General features: G+C 71.3%; 27 protein-coding genes and 2 pseudogenes. 17 read left to right on the top strand and 12 right to left on the bottom strand.

Annotated elements, in window-relative coordinates:
• The first annotated feature begins 15 nt into the window (after nt 1-15).
• Nucleotides 16-1038 carry a hypothetical protein gene (locus B1L11_RS19160; protein WP_079315752.1) on the top strand — a complete coding sequence of 341 codons (1023 nt, stop codon included), beginning with the start codon at nt 16-18 and terminating at the stop codon, nt 1036-1038.
• Between the two features lie 3 nt (nt 1039-1041).
• Here the strand turns inward: B1L11_RS19160 and B1L11_RS19155 are convergent, their stop codons facing one another.
• Nucleotides 1042-1941, bottom strand: coding sequence for a LysR family transcriptional regulator (locus tag B1L11_RS19155; protein WP_079315751.1), 900 nt, complete (start codon nt 1939-1941; stop codon nt 1042-1044).
• Between the two features lie 75 nt (nt 1942-2016).
• Between B1L11_RS19155 and B1L11_RS54955 the strand changes: the two are divergent.
• Nucleotides 2017-2909, top strand: a pseudogene (locus B1L11_RS54955) (4-hydroxy-tetrahydrodipicolinate synthase).
• Here B1L11_RS54955 and B1L11_RS54950 read toward each other — a convergent pair.
• Nucleotides 2873-3118: a hypothetical protein gene (locus B1L11_RS54950; RefSeq protein WP_372974697.1), complete on the bottom strand. Its 246-nt coding sequence runs from the start codon at nt 3116-3118 to the stop codon at nt 2873-2875. The pseudogene B1L11_RS54955 and the gene B1L11_RS54950 overlap by 37 nt on opposite strands.
• Before the next feature lie 47 nt (nt 3119-3165).
• Between B1L11_RS54950 and B1L11_RS51220 the strand changes: the two genes are divergently transcribed.
• The 6 genes and pseudogenes from B1L11_RS51220 (at nt 3166) to B1L11_RS51210 (ending at nt 6428) form a co-directional block, all read left to right on the top strand.
• Entirely contained in the window at nt 3166-3462 is a 297-nt protein-coding gene (locus tag B1L11_RS51220) for a MarR family winged helix-turn-helix transcriptional regulator (protein WP_256862691.1), read from the top strand.
• Between the two features lie 76 nt (nt 3463-3538).
• A complete protein-coding gene (locus B1L11_RS19140) occupies nt 3539-4969 on the top strand; it encodes an MFS transporter (RefSeq protein ID WP_218671191.1) in 1431 nt (476 codons plus the stop codon).
• Between the two features lie 203 nt (nt 4970-5172).
• Nucleotides 5173-5457 (top strand): hypothetical protein, encoded by a 285-nt coding sequence (locus B1L11_RS19135; protein WP_079315749.1) that lies wholly within the window; start codon nt 5173-5175, stop codon nt 5455-5457.
• A gap of 117 nt (nt 5458-5574) precedes the next feature.
• Nucleotides 5575-5940 carry a ClpX C4-type zinc finger protein gene (locus tag B1L11_RS54945; protein WP_079315748.1) on the top strand — a complete coding sequence of 122 codons (366 nt, stop codon included), beginning with the start codon at nt 5575-5577 and terminating at the stop codon, nt 5938-5940.
• Nucleotides 5941-5991: 51 nt separating this feature from the next.
• Nucleotides 5992-6150: pseudogene (locus B1L11_RS54940) on the top strand (VOC family protein); the annotation flags it as partial.
• A gap of 50 nt (nt 6151-6200) precedes the next feature.
• Nucleotides 6201-6428, top strand: coding sequence for a VOC family protein (locus B1L11_RS51210; protein WP_256862690.1), 228 nt, complete (start codon nt 6201-6203; stop codon nt 6426-6428).
• A gap of 23 nt (nt 6429-6451) precedes the next feature.
• On the opposite strand, the gene B1L11_RS19120 is transcribed toward B1L11_RS51210, so the two are convergent.
• A complete protein-coding gene (locus B1L11_RS19120) occupies nt 6452-6886 on the bottom strand; it encodes an ester cyclase (protein WP_079315774.1) in 435 nt (144 codons plus the stop codon).
• On the opposite strand from B1L11_RS19120, the gene B1L11_RS46940 reads away from it, so the two are divergent.
• From B1L11_RS46940 to B1L11_RS19110, 3 genes are read left to right on the top strand one after another with little or no spacing between them, the layout of a single operon-like run.
• Nucleotides 6864-7004 carry a hypothetical protein gene (locus B1L11_RS46940; protein ID WP_179155219.1) on the top strand — a complete coding sequence of 47 codons (141 nt, stop codon included), beginning with the start codon at nt 6864-6866 and terminating at the stop codon, nt 7002-7004. The genes B1L11_RS19120 and B1L11_RS46940 overlap by 23 nt on opposite strands.
• Nucleotides 7005-7059: 55 nt before the next feature.
• The gene (locus tag B1L11_RS19115) at nt 7060-8034 is read left to right on the top strand and encodes a GlxA family transcriptional regulator (RefSeq protein ID WP_079315773.1); all 975 of its coding nucleotides are present in this window, start codon (nt 7060-7062) and stop codon (nt 8032-8034) included.
• Entirely contained in the window at nt 8031-8654 is a 624-nt protein-coding gene (locus B1L11_RS19110; RefSeq protein ID WP_079315746.1) for a DJ-1/PfpI family protein, read from the top strand. Before B1L11_RS19115 ends, B1L11_RS19110 begins: the two co-directional genes overlap by 4 nt.
• A 13-nt stretch (nt 8655-8667) precedes the next feature.
• On the opposite strand, the gene B1L11_RS19105 is transcribed toward B1L11_RS19110, so the two are convergent.
• Complete coding sequence (locus B1L11_RS19105; RefSeq protein ID WP_143737377.1) at nt 8668-9015, bottom strand: hypothetical protein; 348 nt, start codon at nt 9013-9015, stop codon at nt 8668-8670.
• Between B1L11_RS19105 and B1L11_RS19100 the strand changes: the two genes are divergently transcribed.
• Both B1L11_RS19100 and B1L11_RS19095 read left to right on the top strand, forming a co-directional pair.
• Nucleotides 9005-9268, top strand: a complete 264-nt coding sequence (locus B1L11_RS19100) for a hypothetical protein (RefSeq protein ID WP_079315744.1) — start codon at nt 9005-9007, stop codon at nt 9266-9268. The two genes, B1L11_RS19105 and B1L11_RS19100, sit on opposite strands and share 11 nt — an antisense overlap.
• A 44-nt stretch (nt 9269-9312) precedes the next feature.
• Complete coding sequence (locus B1L11_RS19095; protein ID WP_079315743.1) at nt 9313-10242, top strand: Gfo/Idh/MocA family protein; 930 nt, start codon at nt 9313-9315, stop codon at nt 10240-10242.
• A 20-nt stretch (nt 10243-10262) separates the two neighbouring features.
• On the opposite strand, the gene B1L11_RS19090 is transcribed toward B1L11_RS19095, so the two are convergent.
• From B1L11_RS19090 to B1L11_RS19070, 5 genes are all read right to left on the bottom strand, one after another.
• Nucleotides 10263-10910 (bottom strand): DUF2306 domain-containing protein, encoded by a 648-nt coding sequence (locus B1L11_RS19090; RefSeq protein WP_079315742.1) that lies wholly within the window; start codon nt 10908-10910, stop codon nt 10263-10265.
• A gap of 150 nt (nt 10911-11060) precedes the next feature.
• Nucleotides 11061-11600: a GntR family transcriptional regulator gene (locus B1L11_RS19085; RefSeq protein WP_079315741.1), complete on the bottom strand. Its 540-nt coding sequence runs from the start codon at nt 11598-11600 to the stop codon at nt 11061-11063.
• Between the two features lie 44 nt (nt 11601-11644).
• Nucleotides 11645-12127, bottom strand: a complete 483-nt coding sequence (locus B1L11_RS19080; RefSeq protein ID WP_079315740.1) for a GntR family transcriptional regulator — start codon at nt 12125-12127, stop codon at nt 11645-11647.
• Nucleotides 12128-12232: 105 nt separating this feature from the next.
• On the bottom strand, nt 12233-12907 hold the full coding sequence (locus B1L11_RS19075; protein ID WP_079315739.1) for a RadC family protein: 675 nt from the start codon (nt 12905-12907) through the stop codon (nt 12233-12235).
• 52 nt (nt 12908-12959) lie between these two features.
• Nucleotides 12960-13697, bottom strand: a complete 738-nt coding sequence (locus B1L11_RS19070; RefSeq protein WP_079315738.1) for a GntR family transcriptional regulator — start codon at nt 13695-13697, stop codon at nt 12960-12962.
• Nucleotides 13698-13950: 253 nt separating this feature from the next.
• Here B1L11_RS19070 and B1L11_RS51205 point away from each other — a divergent pair, with 253 nt between their 5' ends.
• The 4 genes from B1L11_RS51205 to B1L11_RS19050 all read left to right on the top strand — a co-directional run bounded on the left by B1L11_RS51205 (nt 13951) and on the right by B1L11_RS19050 (nt 17624).
• Entirely contained in the window at nt 13951-14130 is a 180-nt protein-coding gene (locus B1L11_RS51205; RefSeq protein WP_256862689.1) for a hypothetical protein, read from the top strand.
• 233 nt (nt 14131-14363) lie between these two features.
• The gene (gene dapA, locus B1L11_RS19060) at nt 14364-15278 is read left to right on the top strand and encodes a 4-hydroxy-tetrahydrodipicolinate synthase (protein ID WP_079315737.1); all 915 of its coding nucleotides are present in this window, start codon (nt 14364-14366) and stop codon (nt 15276-15278) included.
• A gap of 113 nt (nt 15279-15391) precedes the next feature.
• Nucleotides 15392-17077 carry a ribonuclease J gene (locus B1L11_RS19055; protein WP_079315736.1) on the top strand — a complete coding sequence of 562 codons (1686 nt, stop codon included), beginning with the start codon at nt 15392-15394 and terminating at the stop codon, nt 17075-17077.
• A gap of 49 nt (nt 17078-17126) precedes the next feature.
• A complete protein-coding gene (locus tag B1L11_RS19050) occupies nt 17127-17624 on the top strand; it encodes a DUF402 domain-containing protein (protein ID WP_179155218.1) in 498 nt (165 codons plus the stop codon).
• Nucleotides 17625-17631: 7 nt separating this feature from the next.
• Here B1L11_RS19050 and B1L11_RS19045 read toward each other — a convergent pair whose 3' ends face one another.
• Genes B1L11_RS19045 through B1L11_RS19040 form a run of 3 tightly spaced genes read right to left on the bottom strand, consistent with a single transcriptional unit; the run spans nt 17632 to nt 22490 of the window.
• The gene (locus B1L11_RS19045; protein ID WP_079315771.1) at nt 17632-19170 is read right to left on the bottom strand and encodes a DHA2 family efflux MFS transporter permease subunit; all 1539 of its coding nucleotides are present in this window, start codon (nt 19168-19170) and stop codon (nt 17632-17634) included.
• A 31-nt stretch (nt 19171-19201) separates the two neighbouring features.
• Nucleotides 19202-19507: a hypothetical protein gene (locus tag B1L11_RS46935; protein ID WP_179155217.1), complete on the bottom strand. Its 306-nt coding sequence runs from the start codon at nt 19505-19507 to the stop codon at nt 19202-19204.
• Nucleotides 19461-22490 (bottom strand): BTAD domain-containing putative transcriptional regulator, encoded by a 3030-nt coding sequence (locus tag B1L11_RS19040; protein WP_143737375.1) that lies wholly within the window; start codon nt 22488-22490, stop codon nt 19461-19463. Before B1L11_RS19040 ends, B1L11_RS46935 begins: the two co-directional genes overlap by 47 nt.
• Nucleotides 22491-22496 lie beyond the last annotated feature (6 nt).

Raw genomic sequence — 22496 nt, 5'->3', positions numbered from 1 at the left:
CGGGATGGTGAGGCGATGTCGGACGTCGTGGTTCCTGAGGGTGGCTTCTGGCCGGCTCCCGAGATCCCGCAGCCCAACATCTACCCGATGGAGTGGCGGGTGGAGACCGAGAAGCTCGCGGCGATCTACGAGAAGTCCAAGCGCATGGTCTGGAACCCCGCCGACCTGCCGTGGGACCTGCTCGACCCCGGGGACTTCACGGCCGAGCAGCGGCTGGGGATCATGTACTGGTTCTCCGTGCTGGCCAACTTCGACGCCTCGGGGCCGGCGGTCTTCGCCCGCGCCACAATCCAGGCGTTCGAGAAGCACGAGGAGGATCCCGTCCGCAAGTGCTTCTTCTCGATCACCCGTGACGAGATGAACCACGAGGAGTGCTGTCAGCGTACGATCGCGCGGCTGTGGCCGGGAGGTCCCCTCGACTGGCAGCCCTCCACCGACCTGGAGCGCGCGGCGCACAACAACATCGGCTGGCTCTACCACAATGGCGGGCGCTACTGGAACGGCTACAACGCGGCCGTGGGCAAGTACTCGCTCGCCGTGCTGTTCACGAGCTTCATGATGGGGGAGATGGCGGCCTCGACGCTGTTCCGGGGAATGGCCTCGGGCACCGAGCACCCGCTGTTCTCGGACATGTTCCACAAGATCGGCCGGGACGAGTCGCGGCACCTCCAGATCTGCATGACGATCCTGGAGAACGAGTGGCCCGGCCTCACCGACGACGTACGCGGCCTGATCACGCGGCAGTTGCGCGCCGGGTTCGTGTTCCTGTCGATGATCCTGTGGGAGCCGCCCGAGGGGTTCTGGGAGCTCCCGCCGTACTTCCTGCACAACCATCGGGTGCTGATGGACCACGCGCGGGAGGGCGGCCTCGGCGTGCTGTCGTACGAGGAGCAGGCCGACAACTGGCGGCTGGCGATGGCCCGCGTACGCGCGATCGTCGAGCGGTGGGGGATCGAGTTCCCCGCGATCCCCGAACTCGACATCGACGGCGTGAACGTCGACGTCATCGACCCGGAGGACATCATCCCGGTCTTCTGAGTCCTATTCGACGGCAGAACGCAGGACCGCGATCAGGGCGACGACGGCGGGGTGACCGCCGGCGCCCCGGCGGAAGGCGACGCGGGTGCGGCGGCGCATGGACAGCGCGGTCAGCGTGACGCCTCCGGGCGGGTCGGCGGCTCCCAGTTCCGGCACGAGCGCCACGCCCTGCCCGATGGCGACCATCGCGAGGACCGTGGCGAAGTCGTCGATGTGGTGGCGTACGCGAGGGGAGAAACCGGCCGCCTGGCAGGCGCGCACGGTCATCGCGTGGCAGAGCGTGCCCGGAGTGGAGACGATCCACGGCGCGTCGCGGCAGGCGAGGAGCGTGGCCGCGTCCCCCTCTCCGGTGACTGGGCGGATGGTGGCCAGGTACATGGGTTCGTCGAGGAGAGGGACGGCGTCCAGGGCGAGGTCGGGCTCGGCCGGGACGAAGTCGTACTCGTGTACAAGGGCCACGTCGAGCTCACCGGCGCGCAGGCGCGGCGCGACCTCGGCCGGGTCGACCTCGTCCACCATCGGATCCAGGCCCGGGTGACTGCGGGCGAGCGCCGCCAGGGCCGAGGGGAGGATGGCGCGGGTCGCCGTGGGAAAGGCGCCGATCCGCACGGTCCCGGCCAGGTTGGTTCCGGACAGGTCGGTCCTGGCCGCGGCGAGTTCCGCCGCCGCCTGCTCCAGCCGTTCGAGCACGGCCTCCGCGTGCCGCACCAGCGCCACCCCGGCGGGGGTGAGCACGACCCGGCGTCCGGTGCGCTCCAGCAGGGCGACCCCCGCTTCGCGTTCCAGCGCGGCGAGCTGCTGGGAGACGGCCGAGGGGGTGAACGTCAGCGCCTCGGCCACCGCGGCGATCGTGCCCCGGTAGGCGAGCTCACGAAGCAGGCGGAGCCTGCGTACGTCAAGCATCAGTGCAAAGGGGTCTGCGGACATCGAGCATCAGTTCAGCTTAACGGTTTCGACAGAAAGGCGAACTGGACCTACATGGTCGCTCGCCGGAAGGATCGCGGTATGACTCTTTCCGGCATCCATGTCCCGCTGATCACCCCGTTCGCCGAGGACGGCGAGATCGCGTTCGAGGCGCTCGAAGACCTGGCCCACGCGGTGCTCGACGACGGCGCGTCCGGGCTCGTCGCGCTCGGCACCACCGCGGAGGTCGCCACGCTGGCCGAGGAGGAACGGCGCGCGGTGATCGAGACCTGTGGCCGCGTCTGCCGCGAACGGGGCGCCACGCTCACCGTCGGCGCGGGGTCGGCCGACACGCGGAGCACGGCCGAGGCGCTGCGCGCCCTCAAGGGGGAGGCGGACGCGGCGCTGGTGACGGTTCCGGCGTTCGTCCGCCCGTCCGAGGCCGGCGTGCTCGCCCACTTCACCGCGCTGGCCGAGCAGACCCCGGTGCCGCTGGTCGTCTACAACATCCCCTACCGGACGGGCAGTCGGTGGGCGCGGCCACGCTGCGGCGGCTGGGCGAGCTGCCCATGGTGGCCGGGGTCAAGCACGCGGTCGGCGGCGTCGACCTCGACACGGTCGCCCTGCTTGCCGATCCGCCGGAGGACTTCGCGGTGCTGGCCGGGGACGACCCGTTCCTGTCCGCACTGCTCGCCCTGGGCGCCTCCGGCGGCATCCTCGCCTCCGCCCACCTGCGCACCGGCGAATTCGCCGAGCTCGTCCAGGCGTGGCGGGCCGGAGACGTCGAGCACGCCCGTGCCCTCGGTCACCGTCTGTCGCTCATGTCGGCGGCCATGTTCGCGGAGCCCAACCCGACCGTCCTGAAGGGCGTCCTGCACGCGCGGGGCCGCATTCCCACCGCCGCCGTACGGCTCCCGCTCGTCCCGGCGAGTCAGGCGTCGATCGAGGCGGCCCTGCGGACACTGTGACTTTTGGCGGTTGCCGGCAAGGTCTTTTGAAGATAATCCGCAAGCGGACGAATTGATAGCCTGGGTGCATGACCGCCATGGCACCCTCGCGTGACGAGCCCGACCTGTCCTTCCTGCTCGACCACACCGGCCACGTGCTGCGAACGCAGATGGCGGCGGCCCTCGCCGAGATCGGCCTGACGGCCCGCATGCACTGCGTGCTCGTCCACGCCCTGGAGGAGGAGCGTACGCAGATCCAGCTCGCCGAGCTCGCGACATGGACAAGACCACGATGGTGGTCACGATCGACGCGTTGGAGAAGGCCGGCCTCGCCGAGCGCCGGCCGTCCAGCACCGACCGGCGCGCCCGGATCGTCGCGGTCACGGAGAAGGGCGCGGAGGTCGCGAAGCGGAGCCAGGAGATCGTTGACGGGGTCCATCGGGCCGCTCTCGGGTCGCTGCCGGAGGAGGAGGCGGAGGTGCTCGTGCGTGCGCTCAACCGGCTGGTCACGGGGCATCTGGCCACTCCGGTGGAGATGCCGCAGGCGGTGCGGAGGGCGCGTCAGCGAGGCTGATAGGTCCATAAGGGATCGTCTGCAACGGAACTATCTGCTACGGTCGTTCCTGTTCCTCATGAACAGGAGGCGACCCATGTCGCGTATATCCCGATCTCGTTGGCTCGTGCTGGGCGTGCTGTCCGCCACGATGCTGATGACGGTGCTCGACGGCAGCATCGTGACCGTGGCCATGCCCGCCATCCAGCGGGACCTCGGCTTCGCGCCCGCCGAGCTGAGCTGGACCGTCAACGCCTACCTCATCGCGTACGGTGGCCTGCTCCTGCTGGCCGGCCGGCTGGGCGACCTGATCGGGCGCCGGGCCATGTTCCTGGCGGGCAACGCCGTCTTCGCCGCCGCGTCGCTGCTGGCCGGAGCCGCCACCGGTCCCGGGATGCTGATCGGCGCCCGGTTCCTCCAGGGCGTCGGCAGCGCCATGGCCTCGGCGGTCGTGCTCGGCATCCTGGTGACGACCTTCACGGACGCGGGGGAGCGGGCGAAGGCGATCGGCGTCTTCAGCTTCACCGGCGCCGCCGGGGCGTCGCTGGGCCAGGTGCTCGGCGGGATCCTCACCGACGCGCTGGGGTGGAACTACATCTTCCTCATCAACGTGCCGATCGGCGTGGTCACGATCGCGCTGGCGGTCCGGGCGCTGCCCGCCGAGCGGGGGCTCGGCCTGTCGGCGGGCGCGGACGCCTTGGGCGCCCTGCTGGTCACGGCCGGTCTCATGCTGGGCATCTACGCCGTGGTCCAGATCGAGCGGTACGGCCTGCGCTCCCTGTGGTTCGGCGCGGTGTCGCTCGTGCTGCTGGGTGCGTTCCTCGTCCGCCAGGCGACCGCCAGGACCCCGCTCATGCCGCTGCGGATCCTCCGCTCGCGCGCCGTCGCCGGGGCCAACCTGGTGCAGGTCCTGACCCTGGGCGCGATGTTCGCCTTCCAGGTCATGGTGGCGCTGTTCATGCAGCAGGTGCTCCGCTATGGCGCGCTCGACACCGGTCTGGCCATGCTCCCGGCGGCGCTGGCCATCGCCGGGGTGTCGCTGTTCGTGTCCCCGCGGCTGAGCACCCGCTTCGGCGCGCGCGCCGTGCTGCTGGGCGGCCTGGTGCTCCTGATCGGCGCGATGGCCTGGCTCACCCGCGTCCCGGTCGACGCCCGCTACGTGACCGACCTGCTCCCCGTGATGGTGCTCATCATGGGCGGCGGCCTGGTGCTCCCGGCGCTGACCACGCTCGGCATGTCCGACGCCCGCCCCGACGACGCGGGCCTGGTCTCGGGGTTCTTCAACACGACCCAGCAGGTCGGCATGGCCGCCGGCGTCGCGCTGCTGTCCACGCTGGCCGCCTCCCGTACGGAGGGGCTGCTGGCGGGCGGGGCGAGCGAGGCGGTCGCGCTGACCGGCGGCTACCGGCTGGCCTTCACGGTCTCCCTGGTTCTGCTGGTCAGCGCCCTCGTGGCCGCGTACGTCGTCCTGCGCCGGCCTCGGACGGGTGTGGAGCAGGCGGCGGAACTCCAGCCCGAGCGGGTCTGAGGGCCGCCGCGACCCAGGGTCCTGTGACTCCAACGAAACGGCCCCCGGCTGTCACCGGCCGGAGGCCGTGCGGCGTCCTCCCGTGCGACCAGTGTTCACGGAGGCAGTGATGCGCGTCCCCTCGCAGGCCACGCGCGCACCTTCGGTGCGGGTGACGACCCGTGCCCGCCTCCCGCACGGGCTCGCCCGGCCGGTGAGTGACGGTGACCGCGCCCCCGCGCGACCGGCTTCCGTACGGCGATGCGTTCGTCGCCGATCTGTCCCCCGACTACGGAGCCATGGTGGATTCCCAGACCGTTCTCGTCCTCGCCGGAGCCTTCTTCGGCATCTGGCTCGTCTCCGACTACGTACGCAACTACCTGTCCAAATGCCCCAAGTGCAAGGGGAGCGGCACGCTCAAGGCCACCTGGTGGTCCGGGCGATACCGGCCCTGCCCGCGCTGCGGCCGTAAGGGAGAGGTCCCGCACGCCTTCGGCCCCAAGGGCTGAGCCATAGGGCGCGGGAAAGCCCGCTTTCCGGATGATCCATTGTCAGGCTGCTCCTGACGGTCTAGTCTTGCCGTTGAGTGTCAAGGACAGCCTGACAAGACATCCCCTGGAGGCGACATGCCGGCTCCTTCTCTGGCGGAACAGGACATCCGCTGCTCGTTCTGCTCGAAGTCCAAGACCGAGGTGGCCAAGGTGATCGCCGGCCCCGGCGTCTACATCTGCAACGAGTGTGTCGGGCTCTGCGCCGAGATCCTGGCGGCGGAGTCCGTCGGGACTCCGGAGATCTCCTACACCGAGAGCATGACCGTCGAGCAGATCCTGGAGCTCCTTCCGCGCGTCGCCGAGGTGAGCGCGCAGGTCGAGGACAGCCTGCGGGTGTGGGTGCAGCGGGCGCGCGACCGGGGCGCCACCTGGGCCAGGATCGGCGCCGCGCTCGGCATGACCCGCCAGTCCGCCTGGGAGAGGTTCTCCGGCGAGGAGTGAGCTCGCTAAAGATCCGTCCAAGGCCTGATCGGCTCTGCGAGCGACACTGAAATGTCGGGGGCGCGAGTTAGGGTCCGGCCCATGACCACGGATGACGCTCTCTTCTCCGCGATCGGCCGCATGGTGGTGCTCGTCGACGACCCCGACGAGGCGCTGGCCTTCTACCGCGACGTCCTCGGCTTCGCCGTCCTGCACGACTACGTGGCGGGCGGCTACCGCTTCCTGCACATCGGCCTGCCCGGACAGGAGGGGGTGGGGCTGTGGCTGATGCCGATCACCTCCGAGCGGCAGCGCGAGCTCGTCGGCCGGCAGACCGGCGGCAGCCGCTGCTCGTCCTCTACACCGCCGACCTCGCCGTGGTCGCCAAGCGGCTGCGCGACCACGGCGTACGGGTCTGGGACGAACGCGAGGACCCCGACAGTCGCTCCCTGCACTTCGCCGACCTGTACGGCAACGTCGTCGTCGTGGCCCAGCTACTGGGCGCCTGAGGCCGTACGACGGCCGGCCCACATCAGGGGGCCGGCGGCGGTTCGAGGCGGATGCCGAGCTGGGAGTAGAGCTCCAGTTGGTCGTAGTAGTCCCGATCAGTAATGATCTTGCCGTTCTCGACCGCGCAGGCACAGCTACCCCGGACCGTTATACGACGGCCCGTTGGGGCTGCCACTCGGCCGTCCGGCAGCAGGAGCGGGCCCATGTGCGTGCCGGTCATCGTGTACTCGGTGAAGGCGGGGTCCTCACAGGGGGCCTTGTACCAGGCGGTGTAGCAGATGTCGGGGAAGACCTTGCAGAGGTCCTCGTAGGTCCAGGCGATCTGCTCACGGCCCTCCGCGATGCCCGCCGGGCTGACATACACGGCATTGGGCGCGTAACAGTCCAGCACGTCGTAGAGGTCGTGACTGTTGATCGCGGTGAAGAGCCTGTCTTTGAGTTCTCGAGCGCTCGGCATCGTCCTGGCCACCTCCTTGGCGCTCGGCATCGGCGGCGCCGCAGAGACCTGGTTCAAATCTAACAAGCGCTTCGTCGCCGGGCGTCCGTCCGGGCTGATGCTCGCGCTCATGGCGTAATGTGCAATATCCGTGTCGTTGACGCCATGAAGCCATGCTCGGAAGCATTGAGGGCATGCAGCGACGCGTGGTCATCGTGATCTTCGATGGCTTCCAGATGTTCGACCTCGCCGGACCGGCCGACGTCTTCACCACGGCGAATCTGCTCGTGCCCGAGCCCGGCTACCGGGTCGAGGTGACGGCCGTGCGCGCCGGGGCCGTACCGGCGCAGAACGGGATCACGACCCTCGTGGAGACTCCGCTGGGCGAGGTCGCGGGGCCGATCGACACGCTGCTGGTCGTGGGCGGGCTGTCGGTGCCGGGACACCTGCGCGATCGTGAGCTGGTCGCGGGCATCGCCCGGCTGGCGGCCGTGGCCCGGCGCGTCGCCTCCGTCTGCAACGGGAGCTTCCTCCTCGCGGAGGTCGGGCTGCTGGGCGGCAGGCGCGCGACCACCCACTGGCTGGTCGCCCGCGAGATGGCCGACCGCTATCCGGACGTCGAGGTGGACGCCGATCCCATCTACATCCGCGACGGGGACGTCTGGACCTCGGCCGGGGTCAGCTCGGGCGTGGATCTCGCTCTGGCGCTCGTGGCCGACGACCACGGCCACACGCTCGCCCGGAACGTCGCCCGCGGACTCGTGGTGTACCTGCACCGTCCGGGCGGGCAGAGCCAGTTCAGCGCCCCCATGCGGGCCGCCGTCCCACGAGCCGAGCCGCTGCGCGAGATCCAGGCGTTCATCGACGCCAACCCGGCCGAGGACCTGAGCGTGTCCGCGCTCGCCCGGCGGGCGGGGATGAGCGAGCGGCACTTCTCCCGCGTCTTCACCGAGCAGACCGGAGTCTCACCCGGCAGGTATGTCGAACGCAGCAGGGCCGACGCCGCCCGGCGGCTGCTGGAGACCACCGGCCACCCCCTGGACAGGGTGGCCAGGGAGTCGGGACTCGGTGCCCCCGAGACCCTCTACCGGGTCTTCCGCCGCCACTGGCGCGTCTCACCCGGCGACTACCGCCGCCGGTTCCGATCGAAGGAAAGCAGCAGATCATGAACATCGCCATCCCCCTCTATCCCCGGTTCACCGCGCTCGACGCCGTCGGGCCGTACACGGTGCTGGCCTTCGCGCCGGGCTGCACTGTCACGTTCGTCGCGGCCGAGCCCGGGCCGGTGCTCGACGACCGGGGGAGCCTCAGCCTCGCGGCCACCGCGTCGTACGAGGACCTGCCCGCGCCGGACGTGGTCGTCGTGCCCGGAGGACCCGGGACGATCCAGGCGCTGTCCGACGCGGAGCTGCTGGGCTGGATCACACGGGCCCACGAGCGCACCCGGTGGACGACCTCGGTGTGCAGCGGCTCGTTCCTGCTGGGCGCGGCGGGGCTGTTGAAGGGCCGCAGGGCGACGACCCACTGGGGGTGGCTCGACCAGCTCGCCGGATTCGGCGCCGAGCCGGTCAGCGAGCGCGTGGTGATCGACGGCAAGGTCGTGACGGCGGCGGGGGTGTCCTCCGGCATCGACATGGCCCTGACCCTGCTGGCCACCACGCGGGACGAGGAGACGGCGCAGGCCGTGCAGCTCGCGATCGAGTACGACCCGCAGCCGCCCTTCGCGGCCGGCAACCCGAAGACCGCCCCGGCGGGCCTGAGCGACAAGGCGATGGCCCTCATCGGCTGAGCCTGTCGGTAGGTCAGGTTTCGGGCAGGAGCACGTCGAGGCCCAGGGCGCCGAAGTAGCCCTGGGTGGCGAAGCGGACGACCGCCTCGGCCATCTCGCGGGCGGGCAGGGAACGGTCGTGCTCCAGCCACCAAGTGATCGCGCCGAGGGTCAGATCGGCGGCGAACACCAGCTCCAGCTCTCCTGCCGGGGTGGCTTGAACGTCGCGGAGCATTCCGGGGGTGCTGCCGCCGCGCCCCGAGGGCCACTCCTGGTGGTTGTTCCCCTCGTGTGCCCCGGTGGCGACGCGCCCGAGCTGGCGGCGGCCGGGATCCCCGCACCGGCCGGCAAGGTTGAGCGCCCGCCCGGGCATGGACGTCACCGGCTACGGCTGGGCGGGGGGCACCCTGGTCGCGCTCGGCGGCGCCCCGACGGGCACCAAGGTCTTCAAGTACACCGGCCACGTCTACGGCTCGATCGGCGACCAGATCTTCAGGATCGACAAGCCGACGAAGGCGCTGACCATCCTCCACACCGAGAAGGGCATGGATGGCCTCGCCACCGACGCCGACGGCAACTTCTACTACAAGATCGGCGAAACACTCCGCCGTTACGTCCCGCGAAAGCCCGCCTGAAACCACCCGATACCGGTCGTAACACGTCCTCTATCCTGAGTCCCGTGCTCGTCGCCCTCGCCGGTCTGGCCACCAGCCATCCGTACGCCGACGCCCGCAGCCTCGGGCGCCACGCCGACCTGGCGGTCTGGGAGCCCGATCCCGAGCGCCTGCGGGTGTTCACGGACGAGCACCCGCGGGCGACGGTGGCGGGCAGCCTGACGGGCCTGCTCGCCACCCGCCCGGACGGCGTCGTGCTGACCGTGCCGGGGCCCCAGGTGCCCGAGGCGCTCGCGGCCGTGCTCGCCACGGACGCGCCCTGCTTCGTCAACAAACCGGCCGCGGCCACGCGCGCCCAGCTCGACGCGGTGGACCGGCTGGTCACGCCGGTCGCCGACCGGGTCATGTCCACGTCTGTGCTGCGCTTCGCCCCGCGGTTCACCAGCGCCAAGGCCGACCTCGCCGAGGTGCTCGCGGTGCGGGCGACCGTACGCCACGACGTGGGCCTGTGGGCCACGGGCTACAACCCCTGGCAGGACACTCCCGGTGAGGGCGGCGGGACGCTGGTGACCATGGGCCTGCACGGGGTGGAGTTGCTCGTCGCGCTGCTCGGCCCCGACGTCCGGCTCGTGGGCGCCGCCGGGTCGATCCGCGCGTACGAGGGGCTGAGATCGGAGGACACGGGCGTGCTCGCGATGCGCTGGGCGAACGGCATCCCGGGAACGGTCGAGGTCCTCGGCGCGTCGGAGGGGGAGTCGTACGAGGTCGTGCTCCACCGGCGCGACGGCAGCGAATCCATCCTCATCGAGGGCGGTGCCACGCCGGCCCGCGACCTCGGCTACGAGGGCGTCATCGAGGCGTTCCTCGCGATGATCGCAGGCGCTCCCAGCCCGGTCCCCTGGTCGCAGACGCGCGCCATCCTCGACGTCCTCGTCTCCGCGCGCGAAGCGTCCACACCCGCGCTCGATCAGACTCCGGTCGGCGGCGGAAGGTAGGCGCGGACGGCCTCCGGAGGTCATGCGTCCCGCAGACGGGCTTCGGGCAGGCGTCGGCGCCTCCTGATGACGCTCTCGACCACGACCAGGTTGACGACCCAGCCCAGCGTCTGGCCGATCGGGATCATCGAGGTCGCGAGTTCTCCCATCGATCCCGGGTCGGCCCCGCGGAAGGGGAGCTGGACCAGCAGGAGCAGGGGCACGAGGATGCGCGCGGTCACCGCGAGGAACGTCAGCGCGTAGTTGCGCGTCATCCAGTCGCGGTGGGCGGCGAAGTCGCGCCGGCGGGCGGCCCGGTACGCGAGGCCGCCGGTGATCAGCCACAGGACGGCGGCGGTCGTGAGGCCGATCTGCGTCATTGGGCGGCCCGACCACAGCGCGACCGGGATCGTGGCCAGCGCGGACGGCAGCACCCCGGCGAGGAGATAGACGCGGCCGAGTGTCCGATGGATCCGCCTGCGCGCCCGCACCGCGGGCATGAACTGCAGGGAGCCGAGCACGAGCGCGACCGCGGCGGTCCCTATATGGCCCACCAGAACGTAGTAGTGGAGGCTGTCGCGCACGTCGAGGCGGCTGTCGTCGACATCAAGACCCAGGTACGGATAGACGAGCACCGAAGTCGCGATGACCGCGACGATGAGGACCACCCATGCCGTTCGCCTGTGCATAGCCCGGAGCCTCGCAGGCACAGCCTGCCCCGGCATCCGCCCCCGGATGGCCATGCCCGTACGTAAATCGATGTATGGGCCTCTGCCGGGCAGACGGCTCGATGGCGACTCCCGCGGCCGAGGAAGCGGGGAGTCGCCTGGCGCTCGCGACTACACTTCGAGACCCTCGTGTTCGATCGCTCCATCCTCGCGATCATCCAACTGAGGACGTGCATCCTTCGGCCAGCTTTCCGGCGCGCGCACATAGGAACCGCGATGGGGGACGGTGAAGACGTAGCCCTGGTCTCGAAGGAGTCCGACGGCCTGTCGTACGGTCATCTTGGCCACGCCGTACTGCTGCATGAGTGACTTCTCGCTTGGGATCGGCCGATTCGATTTCAGTTCCCGGCGGTGGATCCGCTCCGCGATCTCCTGGGCGATCAGCTCGCGTAGGAGCTGTTTACGCCGAGGGCGGTATGTGGTGCCGTCTCCTACAAAGGTGCCTTCGCCCTGAACGGTATGTACGAGGCCGAGCTCCCTCAGTTCCCGGGCGGCTCGCCGTGCCGTCAGACGGGCCACTCCGTACTCGGCCTCCATTTCGGCCTCACTTGGGATGACATCACCGTCGACCAGCTCGCCCCGCCGGATCTGTTCGTGGATGAGTTCGGCGATCTGCTTGTAAACGGGTACCGGTCCATCACGGTCAAGCATGGATCGACCGTAGACCGACCCAGACGACTAGACGACGGAAATCGCTAATCCATCGGCCACTTGTCCTCTGGTGAGACGAAACTCCCTCGTTGGGGGACGGTGTAGATCCAGCCCTGCTCGCGGAGACGTCCGATCGCCCTGCGTACCGTCTCGCGTGCCACCTCGTACTTCTGGACCAGCGCCGTCTCGCTCGGTATGGGACGACGCGGTCGCAGGTCGCCGTTGCGAATCCCTTCGATGATGTCGTCTGCGATCTTCCGGTACATCGGGATCTTCCGCGGCTCTCGCGGCCCGGTGTCCGGTGAGGTCACAAACGTGTCCTCGCCCTGCACCGTGTAGATCAGGCCTTCTTCCCGCAGCATGTGGAAGGCGCGCCGTGCCGTGGTCCGGGCCACGCCGAACTCGCTCTGGATGGCGGCCTCGCTCGGAATGGGGTGTCCAGGCGGGAGGTCGCCTCGCTGGATCTGTTGCCGGATGATCTCGGCAATCTGCACGTACAGATGCGTGTCACCGTCGTGGTCGAGCACGCCCGAAGCCTAGACGACCCATTACGAGGGCGTCTGTATGGCTATGTCTGATTAGGCGTTGTGTTTTGTCCTGGGCAAGGCGATACAACTAGACGTACTATGCAACTATGCATTCTCGGGAGGAGGCCAAGGGACACGGCGCCAGGCGGTGTCGGTGACGATCACGTGGTCGAGGAAGCGGAGGCCGACGGTGTCGGCGGCCTCGTGGAGGCGGGCCGTGACCTCGACGTCGGCGGGGCTGGGGTCGAGCGATCCGCTCGGGTGGTTGTGGGCGAGGCCGAAGGCGGCCCCGCCGGAGAGGAGGACGGTCGTGACGATGTCGCGGACGGGCGCGGGGGTGTGGTCGCTGCCGCCCTCGGTGACCACGGTCCTGCGCAGCACGGCGCCGCGGCCGTCGCAGACGACCACGACCAGCCGCTCGCGCGGCTGCCCGTGCAGCAGGGGAGCGGCAGCCGAAGCGATGTCGGCCGAGCAGGTGATCCGGCTTCGCTCCGGCTCCGCCTGGGCCCGCCGTACGAGATGGAACGCGGCCGCCACACGGGCGGCCTTGGCGGGGCCCACGCCGGGGACGGCGAGCAGCCGATGGGCCTCGGAGCGGGCCAGCTCGCCGAGGTCGCCGCAGTGGGCGATGACCTGGGAGGCGAGTTCGACGGCGCTCACGCCCCTGCTGCCCGAGCCGAGCAGCAGGGCGAGCAGCTCCCTGTCGGCGAGCGCCGCGGCTCCTGACGCCAGGAGCCGCTCACGCGGCTGGTCGGCCAGGGGCATGTCCTTGACGCGCATCGGCACCTCCGGATGGGGGATCCGGATCGGTTGTACCAGTGGGCACCGACAGTCAGAGGGGGCTGGGAATGCCGTAGACCAGCCGGAATCGGTCGCCGGGCACCACGGCGTCGCTGGTCTCCACCGGGCGCTCCCCGGCCCAGTACGTGCGCTCGATCTGGAGCACCTGGACGCCGGCGGGCAGCTCGAGCAGGTCGCTCTCGGTCGGCTGGGGGACACGGATGAGCACGGTCTCGCTGATCTCGGTGAGCGGCAGGCCGCTCGCCGCGAGCCGGAAGGCCGCGCTCCTGCGTTCGTACGTGCCCTCCTCGGGCGCCTGGCTCTGCCCTGGCTCGACCGGTTCGTACGAGGTGAGCAGCTGCACCGGGCGGCCGTCCCCGCGGAAGACGTAGCGGGTCCTGATCACCGGGCTGCATTCTCCGACGCGCAACCGGTGGGCGATGTCGGGAGGGGCGTCGGCGAGTTCGCTGCGCCAGCTCCAGCTCGGTTGTCGCCCGCCCGCCTGCATGTCGCTGGCGAAGGCGGCGTGCGGTTCGGGGAGGCGGCTGCGGTGGAGCGGGAGCAGGATCGGTTTCTCCCGCACCCGGTGCCCGGAGCCCACCCGGCCGATGATGAGGCCCTCCTGGGCGAGCACGCGCAGCGCGTGGCGGGCGGCCGTCTCTCCGACGCTGTACTTCCGGGTGATCTGGTGCCGCGAGGGGATCGGTGCGCCCGGGGGGAGCGTGCCGTCGACGATCTGGCGGCGAATGTCCTCGACTACGCGCAGGTAGACCGGATCAGAGTTTGCCATCAATCCATCCCTGAGGGGGTGACGGGTCCTCCAAATCTTGGCGTATTCGCCGGGCGACCGAGAGTGACGGAGATGGCCTGTGACTCCAACTTTGCCTGGTGAAAGGGCTGCTAATGGGTGATTGTGCCGCTAAGCGGCCAGGTGCTGATATTCCCCTCCCGCCGCCCTATCACGGCATCCATGCCAGCCCTCCCAGAGACGGGCACAGGAGGATCAACTGGATGAAGCCCACCAACCGCAGCGATCGCGTACGGTGCGCCGCCACACGTGTGAGTGCAAGGCGACGATCTACGAGCTGTGCGCGGCGGGCGGGCTGCTGTTCATCCGGCGGACGACACGGGGCAAGAAGGTGGAGATCCGCGAGACCGAGCGGCTCGTCGCCGCGCGGATGGAGGAGCTGTGGGTGAGGCTCCTCTCGGGGGAGGTCCACTGATCCGCACCCCAGGGGTGCAGAAGCCGCTGTTCGCGGCGTTCCGGAAAAATTTCGCCAGCGGTGTGTAACGTCCGCGTAAGGAGCGGCGATTCCCGGTTAGAGGTCGCTGATGTGTGTACCCCCGAGCACATATCGGCGGCCTCTTCCGCTGTCGGCGGCGCCCGCGGGGCGGTACTGGACATAACGGGGTGGCGAGGTCCATCACTCCTGCGGATCCGGGTACCGTTCGGTCTATGGCATCGCCTACTGGAACCTCCGACGCCCCCTTCGGCCGCACGCTGACCGCGATGGTCACGCCGTTCACCTCTGACGGCGCCGTCGACTACGAGGGCGTCCAGCGGCTCGCCGCCTATCTCGTGGACGAGCAGCGCAACGACGGTCTGGTGGTCAGCGGCACCACGGGGGAGTCCCCCACCACCTCCGACGAGGAGAAGGACCGCATCCTCCGCGCGGTCGTCGAGGCCGTGGGCGACCGGGCCACCGTCGTGGCCGGCGCCGGCACCAACGACACGCGGCACAGTGTGGAGCTGGCCAAGGCCGCAGAACGCGCGGGCGCGCACGGTCTCCTGGTGGTGACCCCTTACTACAACAAACCGCCGCAGGAGGGTCTGCTCCGGCACTTCACCGCCGTCGCGGACGCGACCGGCCTTCCGGTGATGCTGTACGACATTCCCGGCCGCGCCGGGGTGCCCATCACGATCGAGACCCTGTTCCGGCTGGCCGAGCATCCGCGCATCGCCGCCGTCAAGGACGCCAAGGGCGACCTGTTCGCGGGCTCGCAGGTGATGGCCTCCACCGACCTCGTCTTCTACTCCGGCGACGACCTGCTGAACCTGCCGTGGCTCTCGGTCGGCGCGGCGGGGTACGTCAGCGTGGTGGGCCACGTGGTGGGCGCCGAGCTGGCCTCGATGGCCGACTCCTACCGGTCCGGTGACGTCGAGAACGCACTGGCCCTCCACCGTCAGCTCCTTCCGGTGGTCTCGGCGATCATGACGCGCACCCAGGGGGCGATCATGGTCAAGGCGGCGTTGAAGCTGGTGGGCCAGGACGCCGGGTACGTCCGGCCGCCGCTCGTGGACGCCACGGAGGAGCAGATCACAGCGCTTCGGGAGGACCTCATCACGGGGGGCCTCAAGCTTGCGGATTAGATCAACAGATGGAGCCGAATGAGCGAGTTGAACAGAAGAAACGACGATAGGGAACCGCGCGTGAGCGCGCACTGCGAGGGACCCCAGGACGAGCGCGGGGCGGAGGGCGCGGAATGAGTCACCCGCATCCCGAACTCGGGCCACCCCCGCCGCTGCCGGAGAACGGCCTGCGCATCGTCGCGCTGGGGGGTCTCGGCGAGATCGGCCGCAACATGGCGGTCTTCGAGTACGACGGCCGTCTGCTCGTGGTGGACTGCGGCGTGCTGTTCCCCGAGCCCGACCAGCCGGGCGTCGATCTCATCCTGCCCGACTTCGACTACATACGGGGGCGGCTCGACGACATCGAGGCGCTCGTGCTCACGCACGCGCACGAGGACCACATCGGCGCGGTGCCGTACCTGCTGCGGGAGCGGCGCGACATCCCGGTCGTCGGCTCGCGGCTGACGCTCGGGCTCATCGAGAGCAAGCTGACCGAGCACCGGATGCAGCCGGTCAAGGTCGAGGTGATCGAGGGCGAGCGGCGCTCGTTCGGGCCGTTCGAGTGCGAGTTCGTCTCGGTCAACCACTCGATCCCCGACGCGCTGGCCGTGGCGATCCGCACCCCGGCGGGCCTCGTCCTGCACACCGGCGACTTCAAGATGGACCAGCTTCCGCTGGACGGGCGGCTGACCGACCTCGGGGCGTTCGCCCGGCTCGGGGCCGAGGGCGTCGACCTGCTGATGTCCGACTCCACCAACTCGGAGGTGCCGGGCTTCGTCACCAGCGAGCGGGAGATCGCGCCGGTCATCGACGACGTCTTCCGCAGCGCGTCCAAGCGGATCATCGTGGCGAGCTTCGCCTCGCACATCCACCGCGTCCAGCAGATCATGGACGCGGCCGAGAAGCACGGCCGCAAGGTCGCGCTCATCGGCAGGTCGATGGTGCGCAACATGGGCGTGGCGCGCGAACTCGGCTACCTGAAGGTGCCCGGGGGCCTGCTCGTGGACTCCCGGGAGATCGAGGAGTGGCCGCCGGAGGACGTGGTGCTGATCTGCACCGGCTCCCAGGGCGAGCCCATGGCGGCGCTGTCGCGCATGGCCAACCGCGACCACCCCATCAGGATCGCCGAGGGCGACACGGTCCTGCTCGCCTCGTCGCTCGTGCCGGGCAACGAGACGGCGGTCAGCAAGGTCATCAACGGCCTCAACCGCTGGGGCGCGCGCGTGGTCCACAAGGGCAACGCGCGGGTGCACGTCTCCGGCCACGCCGCCGCGGGCGAGCTGCTGTACGTGCTCAACCTCACCAAGCCGTCCAACTTCATGCCCGTGCACGGGGAGTGGCGGCACCTGCGGGCGCACGCCCGGCTGGCCGAGCTGACCGGCGTGCCCACGGAGAACATCGTGATCGCCGAGGACGGCGTGGTCGTGGACCTCGTCGACGGCCAGGCGAGGATCACCGGCGCGGTCCCGTGCGGGTACGTCTTCGTGGACGGCACCTCGGTGGGCGACATCACCGACGTGGCGCTCAAGGACCGGCGGATCCTGGGCGACGAGGGGTTCATCTCCATCGTCGTGGTGGTGGACTCCACCACCGGGAAGCTCACCGGCGGACCGGAGATCACCGCCCGCGGTTCGGGCATCGACCCCGACGCGTTCGACGCGGTCGTCCCGCAGATCGAGGCCGCGCTGCAGGAGGTCGCCGCGTCGGGGGTGGCCGATGAGATGCAGATCCGCCGGACCATCCGGCGTACGGTGGGCCGCTGGGTGAGCGACACCTACCGGCGTCGCCCGATGATCATCCCGGTGGTCGTCGAGGTCTAGGGAACAATCCCGTTGTACTCGGAGACGGGCGTGGCGTAGCGTCCCGCCCGTGTCCGAGGTGAGGATCATCTACCGCAAGTACGGCGGATCGCTGCACTGGCACCACCACGCGCGCGTGCTGGGCGAGGACGAGCACGGAGTCTGGGTCGGCTGTCCCTCCGGGATGATCGCCCAGCGGGGGCACGAGCCCCCGACGGTCTTCGAGTTCGCGTCCGTCATCCTGTTTCCCCGCGACGCGTGGTGGACGGCGGCGTTCAACGCGCCGCCGCGCAAGGCGGAGATCTACTGTGACATCACGACGGTCCCCGTGCGCGGCGACGCCCGGATCACGATGGTCGATCTCGATCTCGACGTGCTCCGGATGCGCGACGGCCGGCTGATCCTGGACGACGAGGACGAGTTCGCCGAGCATCAGGTGCGGTACGCGTACCCGGAGGAGATCATCCGTCAGGCGGAGCGGTCGGCCGCCTGGCTGATGGAGGCCGTGGGCGCGCGTACCGGCCCGTTCGGCGGCGCCCACGACCGCTGGCTGTCCCAGGTCACATGACCGGGGATCACTTGACCGGGGCCGGCTCGGGCTCGTCCACGGTCTCCGGGATCACCTTGGGCACGCCGCGCAGCGCGAACGGCACGGCGACCGCGAGCACGAGCAGGATCGCCGCGCCGGTCAGCACGGTGACGTGGATGCCCTCGATGAACGCCTGCCGCGCGGCCCGGGCGACGGCCCCCGCGGCGTCGCCCGGGAGTGCGGCGGCGGCCTTCAGCGCGCCCGCGAGCGTGTCGCGGGCCTCGGCCGCCGCGCCATGGGACAGCCCGGGCGGAAGCACCAGGCCGTTGCGGTAGGCGCTGGTCAGCACGGTGCCGAGCACGGCGATGCCGAGCGCGCCGCCCATCTCGTGGGCGGTCTCCGAGATCGCGCTCGCCGCGCCGGCGCGCTCCTTGGGCACCGAGGCGAGCAGCGTGTCGCCGGTCACCGCGAACGTGAAGCCCATGCCGACGCCCTGGATGAGCATGGCGACGAGCATGTAGAGGTAGGGCGTCCCGGTATCGATCCGGCTGAACAGGATGAACCCGATCGCGGTCAGCACCAGTCCGAGGCTGACGACCGGCCCGCGGCCCCACCGGTGCACGAGCACCCCGGACAGCGCGCCGCCGAGGCCCCCGGCGAGGCCGCCCGGCATGCCGGCGAGCCCGGCGGTCAGCGGCGACCAGCCCATGACGAGCTGGAAGTACTGGGCGAAGACCACCGACATGGCGAGCATCGCGAAGACCGCGACCAGTTCGGCGCCGACCGTGGCCGCGAACGCGCGCCGCCGGAACAGCGCCACGTCGATCAGCGGCTCGGCCAGCCGGGTCTGCCTGCGGACGAACACGACCAGCGCGGCGACCGCGACCACCGCCGCGACGATCACGCGGGCCTGCGCGACGCCGCCGGTCGCGGCCTCCTTCAGCGCGTAGATCAGGCCGAGCACGCCCACGGCGGACAGCGGGACGCTGACGAGGTCGAGTCGTCCGGGACGGGGGTTGCGCGACTCGGGCAGCACGACGAGCCCGGCGGCCAGGACGGCCACGACGACGGGCACATTGATCAGGAAGACCGAGCCCCACCAGAAGTGGTCGAGCAGCAGGCCGCCGACGATGGGGCCGAGGGCGAACCCGACCGCCGACACGCTGCTCCAGATGCCGACCGCGGTGGTCCGCTGCTTCGGGTCGGTGAACACGTTGCGGACCAGCGACAGCGTCGAAGGCATGATGGTGGCCCCGGCGACCCCGAGCAGGGCCCGGGCGGCGATCAGCAGCGGGGCGTTCGGCGCGTACGCCGTCAGGGCCGAGGCCGCACCGAAGGCAGCCAGGCCGGCGAGCAGCAGCCGCCTGCGCCCGATCCGGTCGCCGAGGTTGCCCATCGTGACCAGCAGCGCGGCCAGCGCGAAGCCGTAGATGTCGGCGATCCACAGCATCTGGGTGGCCGAGGGCGCGAGGTCCTCGCCCAGCTTCGGCAGGGCGAGGTGCAGCACGGTGAGGTCGAGGGACAGCAGGAGCACGGCCGCGCACGCGACGGCCAGCGTGCCCCATTTGCGGGAGGTGTCGTTCATGGCCGTCAGGGTGCGCGCGGACGCTGACGGCTCACCCACCGAGCGCTGACAGGTGCCTTTCGATGACGGTCAGCGCCGCCGCCTCCGTGCCCGTCCTGATCTCCGCCGTGACCGGCACCCGCTCCCGCGTGAACGCCCCGGCCTCGGCGTACGCCCGGTCGAAGGCGCCGTCGCCGAGGGCGCTCCGGCAGCGCGCCTCGATCCGGGCGACGTCCGGGTCGCCGGCGGCCGGGGCTCCGCGCAGGGCGGCGCCGATGCCCAGCAGCCAGGCGGCCCGCTCGGGGGCCTCCTCAAGCAGCGCGACGCCGGCGACTCCCTCCGCGACCGCGGCGGTCATGACGAGGCTGCGGGTGCCGAGCCCGGTGGTGAGGGCACGGCGGTGCCAGGCCAGCGCCTCGGCGGGCTCGCCCGACATCTGCGCTGCCCAGCCGAGCGCGAGGTAGACGCGCGAGCGCGTCTCCTCGGCGGTGAACCATTCGGCCGTGCACTCCGCCAGGGCCGCCTCGTACCACCGGCGGGCCCCGGGCAGGTCGCCGCCGAGCCGGGCGAGCTCGCCGAGCCCCGAGGAGCGCCGTCGCGAGGATCTCCGGGGCGCCCGTGCGCCGGGACAGCTCGGCGCCCCGCTCGAAGTCGGCCCTCGCGGCGTCCGAGTGTCCGGAGCGCATCCGGGCCCAGGCGCGCCGGCAGAGGGTCTCGGCGAGGTCCGCCGTGGCGCCCAGCCGCTCGGACAGGTCGAGCGCCTCGTTGGTCAGCGCCTCGACGCGTTCGAGATCTCCCCGCCGGTCGGCGACGTCCGCCATGGCGGACAGCATCATCACCCGCAGCCAGACGTCCCCGGCGGCGCGGGCCTCCCGGAGCGCGCCGGTGAGCTCCTGCTCGGCCTCGTCGAGCCGGCCGTCGAAGGCCTTGAGGTAGGAGAGGCTGAACCGGCTGAGCATCCGCGTCCACGGGTCGCGGTCGAACACGCGGAACAGGTCCTCCAGCCGGTGGAGCTCCTCCCTGGCGGGAGGACCGCTGATCATCGCGTGCAGCACGAGGAGGAACGGCTGGCGGGGCGGCATGGGCAGGGTGTAGGTCCGGTGCACGGCCTCGGCCACGAGCGCGTCCACGACGGGGCCGCTCGTCCCGCCCCAGGCCACGAGGCAGGCGCACACGACGTGCTCCTCCTCCAGCCCCTCGGGAGGCGTGGCGCCGACCCCGCCCAGCAGTTCGGCGGCCAGCCGGGCGGCCTCGCCGCGCAGTCCGCGGAGCAGCCAGTAGCCGGTCGCGGTCGACAGCAGCCGCAGCGCGGAGGCCACGTCGCCCGCGCGTATGGCGCGGCGCAGCGCGGCCTGCAGGTTGTCGCGCTCGCCGTCCATCCGGCGCAGCCACTCGATCTGGCCGGGCCCGCGCAGGTGGGGGTCGGCCGTGGCGGCCAGGTCCAGGACGTACGAGAGGTGGGCCTTCCGCATGGACTCGCTCTCGCCGGCCTCGGCCAGCCGTTCCGCGCAGAACGCCCGGATCGTCTCCAGCATCCGGTAGCGGTCGTCCACCACCTCGACGAGGGACTTGTCCACCAGGGAGGCGAGCACCCCGTCGGTGTCGGGCAGGCCGCACACCCGCTCGGCCGCCTCCAGCGTCGCGCCCCCCGCGAAGACCGTCAGCCGCCGCGCGAGCGCGCGTTCCGGCTCGTCGAGCAGGTCCCAGCTCCACTCGACGACCGCGCGCAGCGTCCGGTGACGCGGCTGTGCCGTACGGCTGCCGCGCGACAGCAGCGCGAAGCGGGGCGCGTCGCCGTCCGGCTCGGAATCACCGGTTCCGAGACGGGCGGCGATCTGGGCCAGGGGCAGCGAGCGCAGCCGCGCGGCGGCCAGCTCGACGGCGAGCGGCAGCCCGTCCAGCGCCCGGCAGATCCGCAGCACGTGCTCGACGTCTCCGGGCGCGAGGACGAAGCCGGGCCGTACGGCGGCCGCCCGCTCGACGAACAGCCGTACGGCCGGGTAGGCGAGCGCGTCCTCGACGGCGTCCTCGTCGGCGGGATCTCCAGCGGGCGGCGGGACCCGCAGTGGGGGAACCGGGCAAAGGCGCTCACCGGTGATGCCGAGCGCCTCCCTGCCGGTGGCCAGCACGCGCAGGGCGGGGCATGCCGCGAGCAGCCGGTCGGCGAGCCTGGCCGCCTCCTCCACGACGTGCTCGCAGTTGTCGAGCACGAGCAGCACCGGCCGCAGGGTCAGGGCCGCCACCAGGCGGGAGACGGGATCCGCGGCGCCCTGCCGCGTCCCGGGAGCGGGGATGGCAACGGCTGTCTCGCGCAGCCCGAGCGCGCCGAGCACGGCCTGCGGCACGTCGGCGCCGTCGGTGAGCGGGGCCAGTTCCACGAGGCAGACCTCGCCCGGCCACCGGGCCGCCGCCTCGATCGCCAGCCGGGTCTTCCCGGTGCCGCCCGGGCCGGTGAGCGTCACCAGCCGCGCCTCGGTGAGCAGCGCGTCGATGCGCTCGAGCTCGGCGGCGCGGCCCACGAGAGAGGTGAGCGGGACAGGCCGCCCGCCGGGCGCGGCGGACGCGGGAGCGAGGGCCGGATCGGAGCGCAGCACCGCGAGGTGGATCGCGGACAGCTCGGCCGACGGGTCGGCGCCCAGCTCGTCGGCGAGCACCCGCCGGGCGTCCTCGAAGACGGACAACGCCTCCGCCGGGCGGCCCGCCGCGTAGAGCGCGCGCATGAGCTGCCCGCGCGAGCGCTCCCGCAGCGGGTGCGCGGCGACCCGTTCCTGCAGCTCGGACAGCAGGTCGCGGTGCCTGCCGAGGGCCAGGGCCGCCTCGGCGAGGTCCTCGGCCGCCGACAGGCGCAGCTCCTCCAGCCGGGCCGCCTGGGCGGGCGCGAACGGCGCGTCGGGCACGTCCGCGAGCGCCGGCCCGCGCCACAGTGCGAGCGCGGCGTCGAGGAGATTGGCGGCCCGGGCCGGGTCGCCCGCGTCGAGCGCCCGCCGCCCCTCTGCCGCCAGCCGTTCGAAGCGTGAGGCGTCCACGTCGTCCGGGTCCACCGCGAGCCGGTAGCCCGCCGGTTCCCGTACGACCAGGTCGCCCAGGTTGCCAGGGCTGGCGAGGTGCCGGCGCAGCCGCGACACCTGGGCCTGCAGCGCGTTGTCCGCTCCGGACGGAGGCTCGGCGCCGTACAGGCCGTCGATCAGGCGGTCGGTGGTGACGATCTTCCCCGCGTTGAGCAGCAGCAGGCCGAGCAGCGCGCGCAGCCCCGGCCCGCCGACGGGGACCGGGCGGTCGCCGTCGGCCGCGCCTCCGTCGGGCCGAGGATGCCGAACCGCATGCCCATGATTGTCCCGCATCGTCCG

The organism is Microbispora sp. GKU 823 (genome assembly GCF_002027145.1).
Lineage (GTDB): Bacteria > Actinomycetota > Actinomycetes > Streptosporangiales > Streptosporangiaceae > Microbispora > Microbispora siamensis.
Note: the sequence above shows the minus strand (reverse complement) of the source record. Positions and strands in the feature narration are given on the sequence as shown.